The sequence below is a fragment of the Lysobacter sp. Root76 genome, from assembly GCF_001428685.1.
Lineage (GTDB): Bacteria > Pseudomonadota > Gammaproteobacteria > Xanthomonadales > Xanthomonadaceae > Lysobacter.
The window spans coordinates 831,944-850,938 of sequence record NZ_LMIK01000001.1; the positions used below are offsets into that span (position 1 = coordinate 831,944).

Annotated in this window: 16 protein-coding genes and 1 pseudogene; 13 read left to right on the top strand and 4 right to left on the bottom strand. The window is 68.3% G+C overall.

From position 1 onward, the window contains the following. The first annotated feature begins 32 nt into the window (after positions 1 to 32). The gene (locus ASE10_RS03380) at positions 33 to 992 is read left to right on the top strand and encodes a DMT family transporter (protein WP_055903156.1); all 960 of its coding nucleotides are present in this window, start codon (positions 33 to 35) and stop codon (positions 990 to 992) included. Positions 993 to 1,013: 21 nt separating this feature from the next. Here ASE10_RS03380 and ASE10_RS03385 read toward each other — a convergent pair whose 3' ends face one another. From ASE10_RS03385 to ASE10_RS03400, 4 genes and pseudogenes are all read right to left on the bottom strand, one after another. Then, positions 1,014 to 3,269 carry a DUF5916 domain-containing protein gene (locus tag ASE10_RS03385; RefSeq protein ID WP_055903158.1) on the bottom strand — a complete coding sequence of 752 codons (2,256 nt, stop codon included), beginning with the start codon at positions 3,267 to 3,269 and terminating at the stop codon, positions 1,014 to 1,016. A gap of 354 nt (positions 3,270 to 3,623) precedes the next feature. Beyond that, positions 3,624 to 4,844 (bottom strand): patatin-like phospholipase family protein, encoded by a 1,221-nt coding sequence (locus ASE10_RS03390; protein WP_055903160.1) that lies wholly within the window; start codon positions 4,842 to 4,844, stop codon positions 3,624 to 3,626. Between the two features lie 9 nt (positions 4,845 to 4,853). After that, positions 4,854 to 5,639 carry a 3-hydroxybutyrate dehydrogenase gene (locus tag ASE10_RS03395; RefSeq protein WP_055903162.1) on the bottom strand — a complete coding sequence of 262 codons (786 nt, stop codon included), beginning with the start codon at positions 5,637 to 5,639 and terminating at the stop codon, positions 4,854 to 4,856. Between the two features lie 452 nt (positions 5,640 to 6,091). Beyond that, a pseudogene (locus tag ASE10_RS03400) lies at positions 6,092 to 6,556 on the bottom strand (SET domain-containing protein-lysine N-methyltransferase); the annotation flags it as partial. Between the two features lie 462 nt (positions 6,557 to 7,018). Between ASE10_RS03400 and ASE10_RS03405 the strand changes: the two are divergent. The 12 genes from ASE10_RS03405 (at position 7,019) to ASE10_RS03460 (ending at position 18,984) form a co-directional block, all read left to right on the top strand. Further along, positions 7,019 to 7,489, top strand: coding sequence for an SUF system Fe-S cluster assembly regulator (locus tag ASE10_RS03405; protein WP_055903164.1), 471 nt, complete (start codon positions 7,019 to 7,021; stop codon positions 7,487 to 7,489). Between the two features lie 15 nt (positions 7,490 to 7,504). Continuing rightward, a complete protein-coding gene (sufB, locus tag ASE10_RS03410) occupies positions 7,505 to 9,007 on the top strand; it encodes a Fe-S cluster assembly protein SufB (protein ID WP_055903165.1) in 1,503 nt (500 codons plus the stop codon). Positions 9,008 to 9,226: 219 nt separating this feature from the next. After that, positions 9,227 to 9,991 (top strand): Fe-S cluster assembly ATPase SufC, encoded by a 765-nt coding sequence (gene sufC / locus ASE10_RS03415; protein WP_055903167.1) that lies wholly within the window; start codon positions 9,227 to 9,229, stop codon positions 9,989 to 9,991. Positions 9,992 to 10,079: 88 nt separating this feature from the next. Continuing rightward, on the top strand, positions 10,080 to 11,285 hold the full coding sequence (gene sufD / locus ASE10_RS03420; protein ID WP_235567537.1) for a Fe-S cluster assembly protein SufD: 1,206 nt from the start codon (positions 10,080 to 10,082) through the stop codon (positions 11,283 to 11,285). Beyond that, entirely contained in the window at positions 11,282 to 12,514 is a 1,233-nt protein-coding gene (locus ASE10_RS03425; protein ID WP_055903171.1) for a cysteine desulfurase, read from the top strand. The genes sufD and ASE10_RS03425 overlap by 4 nt, the downstream gene beginning before the upstream one ends. Then, on the top strand, positions 12,511 to 13,059 hold the full coding sequence (locus ASE10_RS03430) for a GNAT family N-acetyltransferase (RefSeq protein WP_055903172.1): 549 nt from the start codon (positions 12,511 to 12,513) through the stop codon (positions 13,057 to 13,059). Before ASE10_RS03425 ends, ASE10_RS03430 begins: the two co-directional genes overlap by 4 nt. Before the next feature lie 70 nt (positions 13,060 to 13,129). Beyond that, positions 13,130 to 13,453 carry a non-heme iron oxygenase ferredoxin subunit gene (locus ASE10_RS03435; protein WP_055903174.1) on the top strand — a complete coding sequence of 108 codons (324 nt, stop codon included), beginning with the start codon at positions 13,130 to 13,132 and terminating at the stop codon, positions 13,451 to 13,453. 358 nt (positions 13,454 to 13,811) lie between these two features. Continuing rightward, positions 13,812 to 16,133 (top strand): TonB-dependent siderophore receptor, encoded by a 2,322-nt coding sequence (locus ASE10_RS03440; protein WP_055903177.1) that lies wholly within the window; start codon positions 13,812 to 13,814, stop codon positions 16,131 to 16,133. Positions 16,134 to 16,211: 78 nt separating this feature from the next. Next, positions 16,212 to 16,898, top strand: a complete 687-nt coding sequence (locus ASE10_RS03445; RefSeq protein ID WP_056305013.1) for a Fe2+-dependent dioxygenase — start codon at positions 16,212 to 16,214, stop codon at positions 16,896 to 16,898. Beyond that, on the top strand, positions 16,895 to 17,554 hold the full coding sequence (locus ASE10_RS03450; protein WP_055903180.1) for a PepSY-associated TM helix domain-containing protein: 660 nt from the start codon (positions 16,895 to 16,897) through the stop codon (positions 17,552 to 17,554). Before ASE10_RS03445 ends, ASE10_RS03450 begins: the two co-directional genes overlap by 4 nt. A gap of 16 nt (positions 17,555 to 17,570) precedes the next feature. After that, positions 17,571 to 18,092, top strand: a complete 522-nt coding sequence (locus tag ASE10_RS03455) for a DUF2271 domain-containing protein (RefSeq protein ID WP_055903183.1) — start codon at positions 17,571 to 17,573, stop codon at positions 18,090 to 18,092. A gap of 85 nt (positions 18,093 to 18,177) precedes the next feature. Continuing rightward, on the top strand, positions 18,178 to 18,984 hold the full coding sequence (locus tag ASE10_RS03460; RefSeq protein WP_055903185.1) for a DUF4198 domain-containing protein: 807 nt from the start codon (positions 18,178 to 18,180) through the stop codon (positions 18,982 to 18,984). The last annotated feature ends 11 nt before the right edge of the window (positions 18,985 to 18,995 follow it).

The window sequence follows — 18,995 nt, forward strand, 5'->3', positions numbered from 1 at the left end:
AACCGCGGCCGCGCTTGCGGCACCCTGCGGCCATGCTGATCGGAACCCTCTACGCGCTGTTGGCCGGCCTGATCTGGGGCCTGGTCTTCGTCGGCCCGCTGCTGCTGCCCGAATACCCCGCCGCGCTGCAGTCGGTCGCGCGCTACCTCGCCTTCGGCCTGATCGCCTTGCCGCTGGCCTGGCTGGACCGCGCGGCGCTGCGCCAGTTGAGCCGCGCCGACTGGATCGAGGCGCTCAAGCTGTGCGCGATCGGCAACCTGCTTTATTACCTGTGCCTGGCCAGCGCGATCCAACGCGCCGGCGGACCGCTGCCGACCATGATCATCGGCACCTTGCCGGTGGTGATCGCGATCGCCGCCAACCGCCGCAACGCCCGGCGCGACGGCCGCCTGCCGTGGGCGCGGCTGGCGCCGTCGCTGCTGCTGATCGCCGCCGGCATCGCCTGCGTCAACCAGGTCGAACTCGACGCGCTGCTCAGCGACGGCCGGGCGGATCTGCGGCGTTACCTCAGCGGCGGCCTGCTCGCGCTCGGCGCCCTGGCCTGCTGGACCTGGTACCCGCTGCGCAACGCCGACTGGCTGCGCGCGCATCCCGGCCGCAACCCGCGCACCTGGGCCACCTCGCAGGGCCTGGCGACCTTGCCGCTGGCCTTGCTGGGCTACGCCGTGCTGTGGACCGGCATGGCCGCTAGCGACAGCGAATTCGCGATGCCGTTCGGCCCCAGGCCAGGTTTCTTCATCGGCCTGATGGCCGCCATCGGCCTGCTCGCGTCCTGGGTCGGCACGCTGTGCTGGAACGAAGCCAGCCAGCGGCTGCCGACCGCGCTGGCCGGGCAGCTGATCGTATTCGAGACCCTGTTCGCGCTGGCCTACGCCTTCATGCTGCGCGGCGCGATGCCGCGTCCGCTGACGTTCCTGGGCATCGGCCTGCTGATCGCCGGCGTGCTGTGGGCGCTGCGGGTGAAACCGGTGCCGGTCGCACCGGCGCCTTGAGCGCCGACGCCGGGCGCCGGCTCAGATCTCGAAGCGATACGACAGCTTGACCAGCAGCTGTTCGCTGTCGCGCAGATCGAACGCGTCGCGGAACTCGCGCCCGGCGCTGCCTTCCTGGTTCAGGCCTTCTTCGAACAGATCGCCGCCGCGCACGTAGGCGATGTACAGGTGCGACAGCGGCGCCAGCTCGTAGCGGTAGCGGATCTGGAAACCGAGGTTGCGCAGATTGAAGTCCGGAATCGACTCGGCGACCTTCAGCGGCCGGCCGTCGGCGGCGACGCGGTAGGCCTGGCGGCTGTGCGCGTCCAGGCCGATCGCCTCCAGCCGCACGCGCAGCTCCTGCTTGTCGTCGATCAGCCACACCGAACCGGCGTTGAGCGTGATCATGTCGGAGCGGAAGCTGCCGAGCAGGTTGCCGCCGCGCCACAGCAGCCAGTCCGGGTTGTGCGAGACCTCCATGCCGCTGAAGAAGCTCAGACGGTCGCTGACGTGGTAGCGCGGCTCGAAGTACAGCCGCGACTTGCCCTCGTCCATGCCGCCCAGGCCTTCGGCCGCATACTGGGCTTCGCCGTAGAACGCCCAGCGCCCGCCGTTCTGGCGCGGGCGGAAACGTTCGTAGTACAGGTACAGCTTGGACGGCACGTCGACCACGCCGTTGCCGCGGGTGATCAGGTCGTCGTGGCCGGAACTCCAGGCCGCGATTTCGGCGAATTCGTTGCCGCCGTCGCGCAGATCGCTGCGGCGGTTGATCGCGAAGGCGTCGGCGATGTGTACGCCCTGATCGTTGTAGCGGCGCGAAACCGCGTAGTGGAAATCCTTGCCGGCGTAGGCCGAGTCGGCCGGCAGATCGGTGACTCGGTGGCCGAGGTCGTAGCGCAGGTAGTTGAAGTTGTTGCGCTCGAGGTAGCCGAAGTCGTTGAGCTGCAGGTCGCGCCCCAGGTGCAGCGCGTACAGTTGCTGGCGCCAGCCTTTGCCCATGTCGTAGTCCATGCGCAGTTGGGCGCCGCTGTCGCGGCTGCTGCGGCCGGCCTGGTCGACGTCGGAACCGACCAGGGTGCTGCGGATCGACCACTGCGAATTCGGGGTCCAGCGGTGGTCGAACTCGTACACCGTCGCCTCGCGGTCCAGGAACGGCCGGTTTACCCGGGTGACCATCGCGCCCACGCCCTGCGCGGCGAAGTCGCGGCTGGCGCGCACGGCATAGAAGTCGCGGCCGATGTCGTCGGCTTCGGTGGCCGCGAATACGCCGTAGTTGAAACCGGCGGCGCTGCCGTTGACCTTGACCGCGGCGGTGACGTCTCCGGAACCGACACCATCGTCGTTCCTGCCGCCGACGCGGCGGGTGTAGATCAGGCGGCTGTTGTTGTTGAGCGCGCCGAAGGGCACGTCGAAGAAGCCCTGGTTCTCGGTGAAGAACGGGCGCTTGTCGCTGAAGAAGGTTTCGGTGGCGCTGAAGTTGACCGTAAGTTCGTCGCTCTCGACCTGACCGAAATCCGGGTTGAGCGTGGCACTGAGCTGGAAACGGCCGTTCGGCTTCCAGAACAAGTCGACGCCGCCGTCGAAGTCGCTGCCCCGGCCGACCGCGTCGTAGATGCCGGATACGTAGGGCGTGATCGCGAGCAGCGACTGGCTGTAGGCCGGCACCTGGATGCGCTCGAGCGCGGTCAGGAAGCGGCTTTCGTTGAAGCTCACCGCCGGCCATGAGGCGCGCTCGCCGGTGGCGCCGATCACCCGGTCCAGCGACAGTCCCAGCGTGCGCTTGCCGTCGGCGCTGGCCGCGCGCATCGGCGCTATATGCCAGGGAATCAGCATCTCGACGTACCAGCCCGTCTCGTCCTCGCTGGTGGCGTGGCGCCAGTCGCCGTCCCAGTCGTCGTTGAACTGGTTCTCGTTGCCGATCGTGGTGTCGTTGATGCTGTTGGACAGCAACACGGTGAAGTTGTAGCCGTTGCGGCCGTCGCCGTCGAAATCGACGTACAGGTTGACCCGGTCGACCGGGCCGCCCTCATCGCGCTGGGCGAACTGGCGCGTGCGCGGAATGCTCTGCGCCTGGGTATTGCGGAAGCCGATCGCCAGGCCCTGCTGCGTGGCCAGCACCAAGGCCTCGGTCGGCTGCGGCGCCGGCGCCCGCGACAGCGGCTGGGTCAGGCGGAAGTCGGTGATGCGTTGCGCGCCTTCCCATTCGGCCGGGTCGATGCGGCCGTCGATTTCGACCGCCTGCGCGAGCGGTGCGGCGGCAAGCGCGGCGAGGATGGACAGAGTCAGGGGTGCGCGCATCGCGGGTGCCTCGGTACTTATGGGGATGTCGGCACGAACCGCCGCGCGGACGTTCGGCATCGGTGGGATGCGAACGCCGACCGAAAGGTTGCGTGTGGAGCGGGCCCCGGCGGTCGCGGCGCCCGAGCGTGGCGAAGCCTAGACGGCGCGCACGCAGTTACCGAATGGCAAAAGTCATGGCAACCCTTCGCAGTCGTTGCGCATCCGCTGCAGGCAGGGTTTTTGCCGCGCATTCGCGCGCGCATGATCGGGAAATCCGCGGCATCGCGTTCAGGGGAATTTCATCCCCGCCCTCATCCGGCGCTGCGCGCGCCCTGCTCCCGCGGGGGGCGGGGAAGATTGCAGGCCAGGGACTCAGGCGGTCGCGTCGTGCGAAACGAAGGCCGCCTCGCCGGTCGGCAGTTCCAGCCATTCCGGATGGGCCAGCGCGCGTGCGATGTCGGCCCGGCCCGACAGCCAGTGCTCGCGCATCGCGACCCGGCCGAACTGGTAGTCCTTGAAGTGCCCGATCCGGGCGCGATCGCGGTAGATCAGGTGGATCACGCTGTAGCGGCGGTCGCAGGCCAACTGCGCCGCGTACTGCGCCCAGGGATTGCTGCGGCGCACGTCCTCGGGGATTTCCTCGAGCAGCTCGCGCAGCAGCCGGCGGTAATGCTGGGCCACGCGCTGGGTCTCGGTGATCAGTCGGGTGCGGCTGGAGTACTGGATCTCCTTCTGGCGCTCGGCGACGTCCAGCAGGGTCTGCGGCAGCTCGCCCCGCGCGCTCCACAGGTCGACCTGGAACACCAAGGTGTCGCGGCGTGGCTCGCTGGCCAACACCTGCGACAGCGGCGTGTTCGAGACCAGACCTCCGTCCCAGTAGTACTCGCCGTCGATCTCGACCGCCGGGAACGCCGGCGGCAGCGCGCCGGAGGCGAGGATATGGCGTGCGTCCAGGCGCATCTGGGTGTTGTCGAAGTATTCGAGGTTGCCGGTACGCACATTGACCGCGCCGACCGAGACCCGGATGCCGCCGTCGTTGAGGCGATCGAAATCGACCATGCGCTCCAGGGTCGCGATCATCGGCGAGGTGTCGTACCAGCTGGAGTCGCCGGGGCCGGGCGCCAGCGACTCCAGGCCGCGCGGTCGGTAGAAGCCGCGCTGGCCCTCGACCAGGGCGCGCCAGGCCTCCCAGGTGTCGAGCCAGGCGCGCAGGTCGTCGCCGAGGCCGGCATAGCGCGCTTCCTGCCCCAGCGTGGTCGCCGGCAGCAGGGTCGGCTGCGAGATCGTGTCCCAGAACTCGCGCAGGGCCTCGACCCGGCGCCCGGGCGCGTTGCCGGCCACGATCGCGGTATTGAAGGCGCCGATCGAGATGCCGGCCAGCCAGTCCGGCGCGATCCCCGCTTCGTCCAGGCCCTGGTAGACGCCGGCCTGGTAGGCGCCGAGCGCGCCGCCGCCCTGCAGGACCAGGGCGGTGCGCTCGGGCCGGCGCTGCTGCGGCGGCACCGCCGCGGGATCGGGTTTCGCGGGCCTGGGTTTCGCGGCCGCGCGCTTGCGCGGCGCGGAGGAAGCACGCTTGCCGGGAGTCGTCGCCATGCCCCGACCTTACTGCATGTACCAGCCGTGGCTGACCACGATGCTCTGCCCGGTCAGGGCCGCGCTCGGGAACTCGGACAGGAAGCGCACGGTCTTGGCCACGTCTTCGACCGTGGTGAACACGCCGTCGACGGTGTTGCCCAGCATCACCTTGCGGATCACCTCGTCCTCGCTGATGCCCAGTTCCTTGGCCTGCTCCGGAATCTGCTTGTCGACCAGCGGGGTGCGCACGAAGCCCGGGCAGACCACGTGGCTGCGCACGCCGTGCTTGGCGCCTTCCTTGGCCAGCACCCGCGACAGGCCCAGCAGGCCGTGCTTGGCGGTGACGTAGGCCGACTTCAGCGGCGAGGCCTCGTGCGAATGCACCGAGCCCATGTAGATCACGGTGCCGCCCTTGTTGTCCTTGTACATATGCGGCAACGCCGCCTTGGTGGTCAGGAAGGCGCCGTCGAGGTGGATCGCCAGCATCTTCTTCCAATCGCCGAAGGCGTAGTTCTCGATCGGATTGACGATCTGGATGCCGGCGTTGGACACCAGGATGTCGATGCCGCCGAGCTCGGCCACCACGCGCGCGATGCCGGCGTCGACCGCGGCCTCGTCGGTGACGTCCATGGCCACGCCGATCGCTCGGCCCCCTGCGGCGACGATCTCGTCGGCCACGGCCTGGGCACCGGCCTGGTTGAGATCGGCGATCGCGATCGCGGCGCCGGCGCGGGCCAGTTCGTGGGCGATTTCCTTGCCGATGCCGCTGGCGGCTCCGGTGACGACGGCGACCTGGCCTTGGATCGAACTCATGGCGACTCCTGGGGATGCGATGCGGATGGGGGGACGCGGCCGCTGCGGACGCGTGGGCGGCCATTGTCGCCGCCGTGCGTTATCGCGGTGTTGCGGCGCGGGACCGCAGTGTCCCGCGGGCGCAGCCGCGGCGGCCATCGGCCATTGGTACCAGCCGGCCCTGGGGCGGCCCCCTGCAAAAGCAGCGTGAGCCGCGGACGCTTCCTGTAGGAGCGGCGTGAGCCGCGATCGCTTCCTGTGGGAGCGGCGTGAGCCGCGATCGCGACATCGAGAGGGCGTCGCAAGCGGAGGGCGCGGTCGCGGCTCACGCCGCTCCTACCCCAAAGCCGTCCGATCCCAGCCGCCGCGCCCGTGCTAACGGGCGCGAGGCCTCAATCCTTCTTGGACTTCTTCTTGTCCTTCTTTTTCTTCTTGTCCTTGTCCTTCTTCTTATTCTTCTTGTCTTTCTTGTCCTTCTTCGGCTGCAGCATGGTGCCGGTGCAGTTTTCCGCGCCGCAGCGGCATTCCCAGATCTTCTTCAGACGCTTGGTGTGCTTCTCGGCCAGGGTGATGCCGTAGTTGTAGGACAGCTCCTCGCCCGGCGCGATGGCGCGAATCGCCTCGATGAAGACCCGGTCCTTGCGGCGGTCGTCGCCCTCGTCCTCGTCCAGCACGGCTTCGCAGTTCGGCGCGCAGCTGTGGTTGATCCAGCGCGCGCTGTTGCCTTCGAAGTTGGCGTCGATCACGTACTCGTCGTTGAGCGTGAACAGGAAGGTATGACCGGAGTCGGTGTCGCCGGAATCGCCCGCATCGACCTCTTCGTGGGTACGGCGGCTACCCTTGTATTCGATTACGCGTTCGCCCTTGGCGATCGGATTGACGGCGAAGACGCCGTTACCGTGGATGGCGGAACGGCGGGCGGCGATCTTGCGCGGCATGCGGTAATCCAGAAGAGACGAGCCGGCATTTTGACCGCAAATGCAGGTCCGCGGCCATCGCCCGCATGCACCGGCCGCGACGACTGTTCCGCTTTCGTCGCGACGCTCGGCGCAACTCGCCTGCTCCGCGGGCCTGTGCTGTGCACGGCATCGCCCAAGGGCCGATGCCCGCACCGTTCGGCCACGCCACACACGCAATCCTGTGCAGGAGACCCATCGCTCGCAGACGCCTCGGCTCGGGTCACGCAATAAGTGCCGGCCACGACCGACACCGGCCCCCTCCCGGCCGGGTCGAACGCCCGCCCCGGAGAATCCCTGGCACCCGGCCACCCCAACCTGCCGCCTGAGCGGGACGATCCCGCAGCCCAGGCTCGCCAGCCCCGCCCTACCTGAATGCGGGTGCTGGCCCTGGCCGGCCTTAAACCGTACAATTCCGGTACGGATTAAACCGACCCCACGCCGATGCTCCGCGTCACCAAACTCACCGACTACGCGACGGTCGTCCTGACCGTGCTCGCCGCCCAATTGGAAGGCGTGCCCGATGCCGTGCTCAGCGCCTCGGAACTGGCCGAGCGCGCCGGCCTGGAAACGCCGACCGTGAGCAAGCTGCTCAAGCCGCTGGCCCAGGCCGGCCTGGTCGAGGGCTTCCGCGGCGCCAACGGCGGCTATCGCCTGGCGCGCCCGGCCCAGGAGATCGGCCTGATCGAAATCGTCGAGGCCATGGAGGGTCCGCTCGGCATGACCGAGTGCAGCGTCCACGCCGGCAACTGCGGCATCGAGCAGCAGTGCGGCGTGCGCGCCAACTGGCGCCGCATCAACGACGTCGTGGTCGAAGCCCTGCGCAGCGTGACCCTGGCGCAGATGCTGGCGCCTCCCGCGTCGCCGCCCGAACCCGAAACCAGGCGCATCGCACTGCACCTGGCCAACGCATAGACAGTAGGCAGCCCCATGGCCACCGACATCATCGAAAAGACCGCCCCCATCGCCGCGCCCGCCACCGACCTCGCCGACCGCCCGCTCCAGAACGAGGCGATCCACGAGCAGCTCGGCCGCCGCTACGAGGCCGGCTTCGTCACCGACATCGAATCCGACAGCCTGCCGCCCGGGCTCAGCGAAGACATCATCCGTGCGCTTTCGGCCAAGAAGGAAGAGCCGCAGTGGATGCTGGACTGGCGCCTGGCCGCGTACCGGCATTGGCTGACCATGCCGATGCCGCACTGGGCCAAGCTCAACATCGCCCCGATCGACTTCCAGGGCGTGAGCTACTACTCCGCGCCCAAGGCCAAGTACGCCTCGCTGGACGAGGTGCCGCAGGAACTGATCGACACCTACGACAAGCTCGGCGTGCCGCTGCACGAACGCGCCAAGCTCGCCGGCGTCGCGGTCGACGCGGTGTTCGACTCGGTTTCGGTCGGCACCACCTTCCGCAAGGAACTGGCCGAGAAGGGCGTGATCTTCTGCTCGATGTCCGAGGCGATCCGCGAGCACCCCGAATTGGTGCAGAAGTATCTCGGCAGCGTGGTGCCGACCCACGACAATTACTTCGCCGCGCTCAATTCGGCGGTGTTCTCCGACGGCAGCTTCGTGTTCATCCCCAAGGGCGTGCGCTGCCCGATGGAGCTGAGCACCTACTTCCGCATCAACGCCCTCAACACCGGCCAGTTCGAGCGCACCCTGATCGTGGCCGAGGACAAGAGCTACGTCAGCTACCTCGAAGGCTGCACCGCGCCGATGCGCGACGAGAACCAGCTGCACGCGGCGGTGGTCGAGCTGGTCGCGCTGGAAGACGCCGAGATCAAGTATTCGACCGTGCAGAACTGGTACCCCGGCGACGAGAACGGCGTCGGCGGCATCTACAACTTCGTCACCAAGCGCGGCGAATGCCGCGGCGCGCGCAGCAAGATCAGCTGGACCCAGGTCGAAACCGGTTCGGCGATCACCTGGAAGTATCCGTCCTGCGTGCTGATCGGCGACGACTCCAGCGGCGAGTTCTATTCGGTGGCCCTGACCCACCACCGCCAGCAGGCCGACACCGGCACCAAGATGATCCACGTCGGCAAGCGCACCAAGTCCAAGATCGTCAGCAAGGGCATCAGCGCCGGCCGCGGCCAGAACACCTACCGCGGCCTGGTCAAGGTCGAGCGCAGCGCCGAAGGCGCGCGCAACCACACCCAGTGCGACAGCCTGCTGATCGGCAAGAAGTGCGGCGCCCACACCTTCCCCTACATCGAAGTCCGCCACCCCAACGCCACCGTCGAGCACGAGGCCACCACCTCCAAGATCAGCGACGACCAGTTGTTCTATTGCCGCAGCCGCGGCATCGGCCAGGAAGACGCGGTGTCGATGATCGTCGACGGCTTCTGCAAGTCGGTGTTCAAGGAACTGCCGATGGAGTTCGCGGTCGAGGCCAAGAAGTTGCTGGAAGTCAGCCTCGAAGGTTCGGTCGGCTGACGATTCTGCTGTGCCTGCTCCCGCGAGCAGGAGTTTGCTTTGCCCTTCTCCCGCGAGCGGCGCCCGAAGGGTGTGCAAGGCTGAGAAGGTGCCCGAAGGGCGGATGAGGGCAAGCGGACCGCCGCGACCCTCACCCCAACCCCTCTCCCGCACGCGGGAGAGGGGCCAAAAGCGGCTCCCGGCAACCGGGATGCCGCTCCACCACTGGATACGAAGAAGATGCTCAAGATCGAAAACCTCCACGTCCGAGTCGCCGGCAAGGACATCCTCAAGGGCCTCTCGCTGGAACTGCAGCCGGGCCAGGTGCACGCGGTCATGGGGCCCAACGGCGCCGGCAAGTCGACCCTGGGCAACGTCATCGCCGGGCGCGAAGGCTACGAGGTGGTCGAGGGCTCGGTGACGTTCCAGGGCCGCGACCTGCTCGCGCTGGAGCCGGAAGAACGCGCCGCCGAAGGCGTGTTCCTGGCCTTCCAGTACCCGGTCGAGATCGCCGGCGTCAACAACACCTACTTCCTGCGCGCCGCGCTCAACGCCCAGCGCAAGGCGCGCGGCCAGGCCGAGCTGGACTCGATGCAGTTCCTGAAGCTGGTGCGCGAAAAACTGGCGGTGCTGCACCTGAAGGACGAACTGCTCAACCGCGGCGTCAACGAAGGCTTCAGCGGCGGCGAGAAGAAGCGCAACGAGATCTTCCAGATGGCCGTGCTCGAACCCAAGCTGGCGATCCTCGACGAGACCGACTCCGGTCTCGACATCGACGCGCTGAAGAACGTCGCCGAGGGCGTCAACGCCCTGCGTGCGCCCGACCGCGCGTTCCTGGTGATCACCCACTACCAGCGCCTGCTGGACTACATCAAGCCCGACGTGGTGCACGTGCTCGCCGACGGCCGCATCGTCGAGAGCGGCGGGCCGGAGCTGGCGCTGGAGCTGGAAGCGCACGGCTACGCCTGGCTCAAGGACCGCATCGCGCCGACCGCGGTGGCCTGACATGAGCGCACTGCTCGATTCCTTCTCCGAAGCGCTGAACCCGCTGCTGCAACGCCAGCCCCTGCACGGCCCTGCGCGCGTGCAGGCGATGGAAAGCGCGCTCCAGGCCGGCCTGCCGCATGCGCGCAGCGAAGCCTGGAAGTACACCCCTCTGCGCAATCTGGAGCGACGCAGCTACGCGCAGCCGCAGGCCGGCGCCTTCGACGATGCGCTGCTGGCGACGATCCCGGCGCCGCGGCTGGTGTTCAACAACGGTCGCTACGACGCCGCGCATTCCGACCTAGGCGGCCTCGCCGCCGGTGTTTCGCTGCGGCCGCTGTCGCAGCTGCTGGCCGGCGACGACGCGCGCGCGTCCAATTTCCTGGAGCGCCGCTTCGAGCGTCCCGAAGAGATCTTCGCCCGGATCAACGCCGCCCTCGTCGACGACGGCGCGGTGCTGCGGGTCGAGGCCGGCGTGCAGGCCGGCACCGTGCACCTGGTCTTCGTCGGCGCGCCGGTCGCGGGCGACATCGCCTGGCACCTGCGCAACCTGATCGAACTGCAGGAAGGCGCGGCCCTGACCCTGATCGAGCATACGCTCGGTGCCGGCAGCCACAGCCATCTCGGCAACAGCCTCAGCCACGTGCACCTGGCGCCGCGCGCGACGCTCTCGCACGCACGCGTGCAGGACGAGGCCGCGAGCGCCGTCGCGATCGCGCGCACCGACGCGGTGCTGTCGCGCGAATCGGTCTACCGCCGCCTCGACCTGGAACTGGGCGCCGCGCTGTCGCGGCACGAGCTCAACGTCGCCCTGCACGGCGAGGCCGCGCAGTTGCACGCCAACGGCGTGCTGCTGGCGACCGGCAAGCGCCACCTCGACACCCGCCTTGGCATCGACCACGTCGGCCGCGATAGCCGCTGCGATCTGGTCTGGCGCGGTATGGGCGCGGGCCGCTCGCGCGCCGCGTTCCACGGCGGCATCCTCATCCGCGAAGGCGCCGACGGCACCGCCGCGATGCTGTCGAACAAGAACCTGCTGTTGTCCGAAGGCGCGGAGATCGACACCCAGCCGGTCCTGGAGATCCACGCCGACGAAGTCCAGGCCGCGCACGGCGCCACCGTCGGCCAGCTCGACGGCAATGCCCTGTTCTATCTGCGTTCGCGCGGCCTGCCCGCCGAGCAGGCGCGCGCGCTGCTGACCGCCGCGTTCTGCCGCGAAACCCTGTCCGTGTTCGAAGAACCGCAATTGCGCGCGACCCTGGAAGCGCGCCTCGACGCCGCACTGACGGCGCTGGAAGAGGTCGCAAGCGCATGAACGCCCCAGCCGCCGCAATCGACTGGGCCGCGGTCCGCGCCGACTTCCCGCTGCTGAGCCGCGAAGTCCACGGCAAGCCGCTGGTGTATCTGGATTCGGCCAATACCGGACAGAAGCCCGAGGCCGTGATCGCCGCGGTCGACGATTTCTACCGCCACCACAACGCCAACGTCAGCCGCGCGGTGCACGCGCTAGGCACCGAAGCCACCGAGGCCTACGAGGGTGCGCGCGGCAAGCTCGCCAGGTTCCTCAACGTGCGCGCCGACGAGCTGGTGCTGTGCAGCGGCACCACCTTCGCCCTGAACCTGGTCGCCTATTCCTGGGCGCTGCCGCGGCTGCGGCCGGGCGACGCGATCGTGCTCACCCGCATGGAGCACCATGCCAACATCGTGCCCTGGCAGTTGGTCGCCCAGCGCACCGGCGCCATCATCAAGGTCGCCGAGATCGACGAGCTCGGCCGGCTGGACCTGGCGCAGCTGTATTCATTGCTGACCCCGGAAGTGAAGCTGCTCGCCCTGACCCACGTCTCCAACGTGCTGGGCACGGTCAATCCGGTGCGCGAGATCTGCCGCGAAGCGCGCAAGCGCGGCATCGTCAGCGTGGTCGACGGCTCGCAGGCCGCGCCGCACCGTGCACTCGACATCGCCGCGATCGGCTGCGATTTCTACGCCATCACCGGCCACAAGATGAGCGGCCCGACCGGCACCGGCGCGCTGTGGGCGCGCCGCGAGCACCTGGCCGAGATGCCGCCCTTCCTCGGCGGCGGCGAGATGATCAAGGAAGTGCGCTTCGAAGGCACCGTGTTCAACGACGCCCCGCACAAGTTCGAAGCCGGAACGCCCAACATCGCCGGCTTCATCGGCCTCGGCGCGGCGGTCGACTATCTGTCGGCGCTGGGCATGCACCACGTCGAAGCGCGCGAGCAGGCCCTGCTCGACCACGCCACCCGCGCGTTGTCCCAAGTGCCCGGCCTGCGCATCTTCGGCCAGGCTCCGGACAAGGCCGCGGTGATCAGCTTTCTGGTCGAGGGCGCGCACGCGCACGATCTGGCGACCCTGCTCGACCTGGAAGGCGTCGCGATCCGCTCCGGCCATCATTGCGCGCATCCGCTGATGCATCATTTCGGCGTGCCCGCGACCTGCCGCGCCTCGCTGGCGTACTACAACACCTTCGACGAGGTCGATGCCTTCGTCGCCGCCTTGAACAAAGTCCGCAAACTGCTCGCATGAACGACACGACCCTGAGTTTCCGTCCCGCCACCCACGCCGACACCGACGCCCTGGTCGCGCTGGTCGAGTCCGCCTACCGCGGCGACAGCAGCCGCGCCGGCTGGACCACCGAAGCCGACTACCTCGACGGCCGCCGCACCGGCGCCGACGATATCGCCGAGTGCATCGATCGCCCGCAGAGCGTGCTGCTGATCGCCGAGCGCCCGGGAGCCGACGGCGCTGCGCCGGAACTGCTGGCCTGCGCGCATGTCGCGATCGAGGACGGCGCCGGCTATTTCGGCATGTTCTCGGTGCGCCCGAACCTGCAGGGCGGCGGCATCGGCAAGATCGTCATCAACGAGGCCGAACGCATCGCGCGCGAGGACTGGAAGCTGCCGGCGATGCGCATGACCGTGATCGACATCCGCAGCGAACTGATCGCCTACTACGAGCGCCGCGGTTACCGCCGCACCGGCCAGATCAAGCCGTTCCCGTACGGCGATACGCGCTTCGGCCTGCCCAAGCGCGACGATCTGCGTTTCGAGGTTCTGGAAAAAACCTTCTAAGCGTCGGGAGCCGGGATTCGCCGAGCGAGTCCGCCGCCGATCCCGAATCCCCAATTTTCGAGAGCACGCCATGGGCGACTGGGTTTTCGTTTGCGCCACCTCGCAGCTGCTGCCGGGCGAGTCCACCGTGGCCTGGGACGGCGACACGCCGATCCTGGTCTGCAACTACGACGGCGACTACTACGCGCTGGAGGACAAGTGCTCGCATGAGGACTTCGAACTCTCGGCTGGCAACTACGACGGCGAGGAAGCCACGGTCGAGTGCGTGCTGCACGGAGCCAAGTTCGACATCCGCGACGGTCGCCCGCTATGCGCGCCGGCCTACAGCCCGGTGACCAAGTTCCCGGTCAAGGTCGAGAACGACGGGATCTGGACCCGCGACGACCGCGCCTGATGCGTTCCCCGGGCCCCGGCACCGTCTCCCGATCGGCGGCTGCCCGCTCGCACCCTGACCTCGCTTAGCCCACGCGCGAGGCGCGCGACGGCGCGCAATCCGGCCGGCCGTGCGTCCGCGCAAGGTCGGGTTTTAGCCACGGCCGCTCGCCGAATGGCTTCGTCGCGATAGCTCTCCGACAGTCGGCAGAGCACCTCCCCAATGCGGCCCCATGCCGGACCGCGGCTCCCCGAGCTATTCCGCTCCGCTCGCTGCGATCCGCCTGTTCACTTTCCGTTGCAAATGCGAATCGATCTCATTAATATTCCCGGTTGACGCGGCCCAGGCCGCCGCACCCCTCGGTTCACGGAAATCCCCCATGTCGACCACGAAGTTCGTCGTGTCGCCGCTCGCCGGCGCACTTGCTCTCGCTCTCAGCCTTCCCGCCGCCGCTGCACCGGCGCCCGACCCCCAGGCCAAGGACCTCGACGGCGTCGAAGTCCGCGGCGTGAAGGTCCAGAAGGCCAGCTCGGGCAAGTACACCGCGCCGCTGCGCGACACGCCGCAGACGATCACCGTGATCGACCGCAGCACCATCGACGGCCAGAACCTGCTGTCGCTGCAGGACATCATGGCTACCCTGCCGGGCATCACCTTCGGCGCCGGCGAAGGCGGCGGCGGTTTCGGCGACAAGATCAACCTGCGCGGCTTCGACGCCAGCAACGACATCACCGTCGACGGCGTGCGCGACAGCGGTCTGTACAGCCGCACCGATCCGTTCAACCTGGAATCGGTCGAGGTCATCAACGGCGCCAACTCGGTGTACTCGGGCGCGGGCTCGGTCGCCGGCACCATCAATCTGGTCAGCAAGATGGCCGGCGCGACCGAGTTCAACCGCGCCAGCATCGCCGCCGGCACCGACAGCTACGCCCGCGTCACCGCCGACAGCAACTTCCTGATCGGCGACAGCAGCGCGTTCCGCATCAACGTGATGGCGCACCAGAACGACATCCCGGGACGCGACGTCGAGCGCAACGAGCGCTGGGGCATCGCGCCCTCGCTGAGCTTCGGCCTGGGCAGCAACACCACCTGGACCCTGAACTACGTCCACCAGGAAGACGACAACATCCCCGAGTACGGCGTGCCCTTCTTCAACGGCGGTCCGCTGCCGGGCATCGATCCGTCGACCTACTACGGCTACAAGAACATCGACAAGCAGGAAATCGAGTACGACTCGCTGACCTCGATCCTGGAGCACAACTTCAGCGACACCATGAAGGTGCGCAACCTGACGCGCTGGCAGCAGGTCGACCAGTTCTCGCTGGTGGACGCGGTCCAGGGCACCTGGTGCATGCCCAACGGCCTGACCCCGCTCGGCGTCGCCTGCCCGGCCGGCGTGGGTCCGGGCCGTTACCTGCCCAGCGGTCCGCGCGGTTTCGGCCGCGACACCCGCAACACCACGCTCTACACCCAGACCGACCTGACCACCGAGTTCAACACCGGCGCGGTGCAGCACACCTTGGTCGCGGGTTTCTCGGTGATGCACGAGAGCTTCGACCTCGATACCACCAGCGATTTCCGCAACGCCGACGGCACCAACCCGTACATCGCCGGCCTGCCGACGATGGACATGTTCAATCCGGACAACGTCTACCGCGGCCCGATCAACCGCACCCTGACCGGCCGCACCGAAGGCGAACTGGACAACCAGGCCCTCTACGTCTTCGACACCATCAAGTTCAGCGAGCAGTGGCTGCTGAGCCTGGGCGCGCGCTACGAGCACAACGAAGGCAAGACCAACACCGCCACCGTCGTGCTGGCGCCGACCACCGTGGGCGCGCCGCTGCCGGCGCAGCCGATCGGCACCGTCACCGGCTACGGCGTACCGGCCAAGAACACCGACGACCTGTTCTCCTACCGCGCCGGCCTGGTCTACAAGCCGGTCGAGAACGTGAGCGTGTACGCCGCCTACGGCAACTCGAAGACGCCGTCCAAGGCTTCGGTCAACGGTTCGTGCACGCTCACCAGCACCACCGGCACCGCCAACTGCACGGTCGATCCGGAAACTGCGGTCAACTACGAAATCGGCACCAAGTGGGATCTGTTCGACGGCCGTCTGGCGCTGACCGGTTCGCTGTTCCGCAACGACCGTAAGAACTACAAGGTCTCCGATCCGGGCAACCCGAGCAATCCGACCGGCACACAGCAGCTCGACGGCCGCGCGCGCGTCGACGGCGCGATGCTCGGCGTGTCCGGCCTGATCACCGATCGTTGGGCGGTCTACGCCAACTACGCCTACCTGGACAGCGAAGTGCTGCAGGGCGTGTCCGACCGCCAGGCCGGCCTGGGTCTGGACTACGCCAAGGGCGACCGCCTCCTGAACGTGCCGGAGCATTCCTTCAGCCTGTGGACCACCTACGACCTGTCGCCGAAGTGGCAGATCGGCTACGGCGCGACCTACCAGGGCAAGATCTGGCTGACCCAGCACAGCGCGACCAACCCCAACGGCGCCCTGGTCACGGCCGACAGCTACTGGACCCACCGCGCGATGGTCAATTACAAGATCAACCGCAATGCCGCCCTGCAGCTCAACGTCAGCAACCTGGCCGACGAGGAGTACTACACCCGCATCCGCAACAACGGCTGGGCGACGCCGGGCGAAACGCGCCAGGTGGTATTGAGCGCCAACTTCACGTTCTAATCCCGGACGTCATACTCTCGGACCCACCGTCCGCGCGCGCCGCCCGGGACCTCCCGGGCGGCCGCATTGAGGAAAACCATGCTGCTGCACGTGCCCAAAGTCCTCAGCGTCGAACAGGTCGCGCATTGCCGCGAACGGCTGGCGCAGGCCGGTTGGGCCGACGGCCGGATCACCGCCGGCTACCAGTCGGCCAAGGCCAAGGACAACGCGCAGCTGCCCGAGAACGATCCGGTCGCGCGCGAGCTCGGGGCGATCATCCTCGACGCCCTGGCCAAGAACCCGACCCTCTTCTCCGCGGCCTTGCCCCAGCGCGTGTTCCCGCCGCTGTTCAACCGCTATGAAGGCGGCCAGGCGTTCGGCTTCCACGTCGACAACGCGATCCGCTACGACCGCAGCCGCGGCGGCATGGACACGGTGCGCACCGATCTGTCGGCGACCTTGTTCCTGAGCGCGCCGGAGGATTACGACGGCGGCGAGCTGGTCATCGAGGACACCTACGGCAGCCACAGCATCAAGCTGCCCGCCGGCGATCTGGTGCTGTACCCCGGCACCAGCCTGCACAAGGTCACCCCGGTCACCCGCGGCGCGCGCCTGGCTTCGTTCTTCTGGATCCAGAGCCTGCTGCGCGAGGATGCGCAACGCCGGCTGATGTTCGAACTCGACGTGTCGATCCGGCGCCTGACCGCGGATGTGCCCGAGCACCCCGCGCTGGTGCAGCTGACCGGCGTCTACCACAACCTGCTGCGGCGCTGGAGCGAGCCTTGAACGCCAGCGACGCCGCGCGCGCGCGCGAATCCGCGAGCCAGGCCGGCGATCCGAACCGGCGCGCGTACTGGCTCAAGACCCTGCACCGCTGGCATTGGATCAGCGCCGCGCTGAGCCTGTTCGCGCTGCTGGTGTTCGCCGCGACCGGCATCACCCTCAACCACGCCGCGCAGATCGAAGCCGAGCCGCAGGTGGTCACGGTCAAGGACACCCTGCCCGCGAGCGCTCTGCGCAGCCTGCAGGGCGAACGTGCGACGGATGCGCCGCTGCCGGCCGGCGCGCGCGACTGGCTCACGACGCAGTTGGGCGTGAACACCGAAGGCCGCAGCGTGGAATGGTCGGACGGCGAGGTCTACGTCTCGCTGCCGCGTCCCGGCGGCGACGCCTGGCTCAGCATCGACCGCGAGAGCGGCGCCATCGAGTACGAAGTCACCCGCCGCGGCTGGATCGCCTGGTTGAACGACCTGCACAAGGGCCGCAACACCGGCGCGGTCTGGCGCTGGTTCATCGACCTGTTCGCGGTCGCCTGCCTGCTGTTCGCGCTGACCGGTCTGTGGCTGCTGCAGTTGCATGCGCGCCAGCGCGGCAAGACCTGGCCGCTGGTCGCGGCCGGCCTGGCGCTGCCGGCGCTGCTGATCGTCCTTTTCATGCATTGACCCTTTGGAGCCTGCGATGAAGTTGTTGCCCCGTACCGCACTGATCGTCGCCCTGGCGATGCCGGTGGCGGCGATCGCCGCCGACCTCGAGCTCAGCATCGAGATCCCGCGCCTGAAAGTCGCCGAGTACCACCGCCCCTACGTCGCGGCCTGGATCGAGCGCCCCGACAACAGCGTCGCCGCCGACCTCGCGGTCTGGTACGACGTCGACATGAAGAACGGCGAAGGCAGTAAATGGCTGAAGGACATCCGCCAGTGGTGGCGACGCAGCGGCCGCAGCCTGAAGATGCCGGTCGACGGCGTCAGCGGCGCGACCCGCGCGGTCGGCCAGCACAGCCTGAACTTCAAGGGCGGCAGCAAGCCGCTGGCCGGGCTGGCGCCGGGTCAGTACACCCTGGTGGTCGAAGCCGCGCGCGAAGTCGGCGGCCGCGAACTGCTCAGCATCCCGTTCCAGTGGCCGGCCAAGGGCGGCGCGCAGACCTTGTCGGCGCAAGGCAAGACCGAGCTGGGCGCGGTGCGCCTGGCGGTGAAGCCCTGATCCGCAGCGAGGCAGCGCGCGCCCGCGCCGCCGCCTCGCACCTGTTTCGCTTACGACGAACCATCACCATTTCAGGAGCTGCGCCATGAAGATCAAACTCGCCGCCGTCGCGCTCGCCGCGCTCGGCTTCGCCACCTCCGCGCAGGCGCACAAGGCCTGGCTGCAGCCGTCGCAGACCGTGTTCTCCGACAAGGGCGCCTGGCTCACGGTCGATGCGGCCGTGTCCAACGACCTGTTCTACTTCAACCACGTGCCGCTGCCGCTGGAACGCCTGCGCATCACCGCGCCGGACGGCAGTGCGGTGCAGCCGCAGAACGCGTCCACCGGCAAGCTGCGCAGCGTGTTCGACGTCGAGCTGGCGCAGGAAGGCACCTACAAGATCGCGATGGTCAACGAAGGCATGTTCGCCAGCTACAAGCTCGGCGGCGAAGCCAAGCGTTGGCGCGGCAAGGCCGAGGATTTCAGGACCGGCATCCCGGCCGGCGCCACCGAAGTCAGCGCGTCGGAAAGCCTGGGCCGGGTCGAGACCTTCGCCACGGTCGGCTCGCCGACCACCACCGTGTTCAAGACCAGCGGCAAGGGCATCGAGCTGGTCCCGGTCACTCACCCGAACGATCTGTTCGCGGGCGAGAAGGCGACGTTCCAGTTGCTGGTCGACGGCAAGCCGGCCGCGGGCCTGAAGATCGAAGTGGTGCCGGGCGCGACCCGCTACCGCGATCAGCAGAACGACATGCAGCTCACCACCGGCGCCGACGGCAAGTTCGAACTGACCTGGCCGCAGGCCGGCATGTACTGGCTGGAAACCGCCAGCGAAGACGCCAAGACCACGCTGCCGGACGCCAAGCAGCGTCGCCTGAGCTACGTCGCCGTGTTCGAAGTGCTGGCGCAGTAAGCCGCGACACG

What these genes read in the sequence shown, in the direction of transcription:
- sufC (WP_055903167.1), top strand. Translation starts at nt 9,227, where the DNA reads ATGCTCAAGATCGAAAACCTCCACGTCCGAGTCGCCGGCAAGGACATC.
- ASE10_RS03430 (WP_055903172.1), top strand. Translation starts at nt 12,511, where the DNA reads ATGAACGACACGACCCTGAGTTTCCGTCCCGCCACCCACGCCGACACC.
- ASE10_RS03440 (WP_055903177.1), top strand. Translation starts at nt 13,812, where the DNA reads ATGTCGACCACGAAGTTCGTCGTGTCGCCGCTCGCCGGCGCACTTGCT.
- sufD (WP_235567537.1), top strand. Translation starts at nt 10,080, where the DNA reads ATGGAAAGCGCGCTCCAGGCCGGCCTGCCGCATGCGCGCAGCGAAGCC.
- ASE10_RS03380 (WP_055903156.1), top strand. Translation starts at nt 33, where the DNA reads ATGCTGATCGGAACCCTCTACGCGCTGTTGGCCGGCCTGATCTGGGGC.
- ASE10_RS03390 (WP_055903160.1), bottom strand. Translation starts at nt 4,844, where the DNA reads ATGGCGACGACTCCCGGCAAGCGTGCTTCCTCCGCGCCGCGCAAGCGC.
- ASE10_RS03460 (WP_055903185.1), top strand. Translation starts at nt 18,178, where the DNA reads ATGAAGATCAAACTCGCCGCCGTCGCGCTCGCCGCGCTCGGCTTCGCC.
- ASE10_RS03395 (WP_055903162.1), bottom strand. Translation starts at nt 5,639, where the DNA reads ATGAGTTCGATCCAAGGCCAGGTCGCCGTCGTCACCGGAGCCGCCAGC.
- ASE10_RS03435 (WP_055903174.1), top strand. Translation starts at nt 13,130, where the DNA reads ATGGGCGACTGGGTTTTCGTTTGCGCCACCTCGCAGCTGCTGCCGGGC.
- ASE10_RS03445 (WP_056305013.1), top strand. Translation starts at nt 16,212, where the DNA reads ATGCTGCTGCACGTGCCCAAAGTCCTCAGCGTCGAACAGGTCGCGCAT.
- ASE10_RS03425 (WP_055903171.1), top strand. Translation starts at nt 11,282, where the DNA reads ATGAACGCCCCAGCCGCCGCAATCGACTGGGCCGCGGTCCGCGCCGAC.
- ASE10_RS03455 (WP_055903183.1), top strand. Translation starts at nt 17,571, where the DNA reads ATGAAGTTGTTGCCCCGTACCGCACTGATCGTCGCCCTGGCGATGCCG.
- ASE10_RS03385 (WP_055903158.1), bottom strand. Translation starts at nt 3,269, where the DNA reads ATGCGCGCACCCCTGACTCTGTCCATCCTCGCCGCGCTTGCCGCCGCA.
- ASE10_RS03405 (WP_055903164.1), top strand. Translation starts at nt 7,019, where the DNA reads ATGCTCCGCGTCACCAAACTCACCGACTACGCGACGGTCGTCCTGACC.
- sufB (WP_055903165.1), top strand. Translation starts at nt 7,505, where the DNA reads ATGGCCACCGACATCATCGAAAAGACCGCCCCCATCGCCGCGCCCGCC.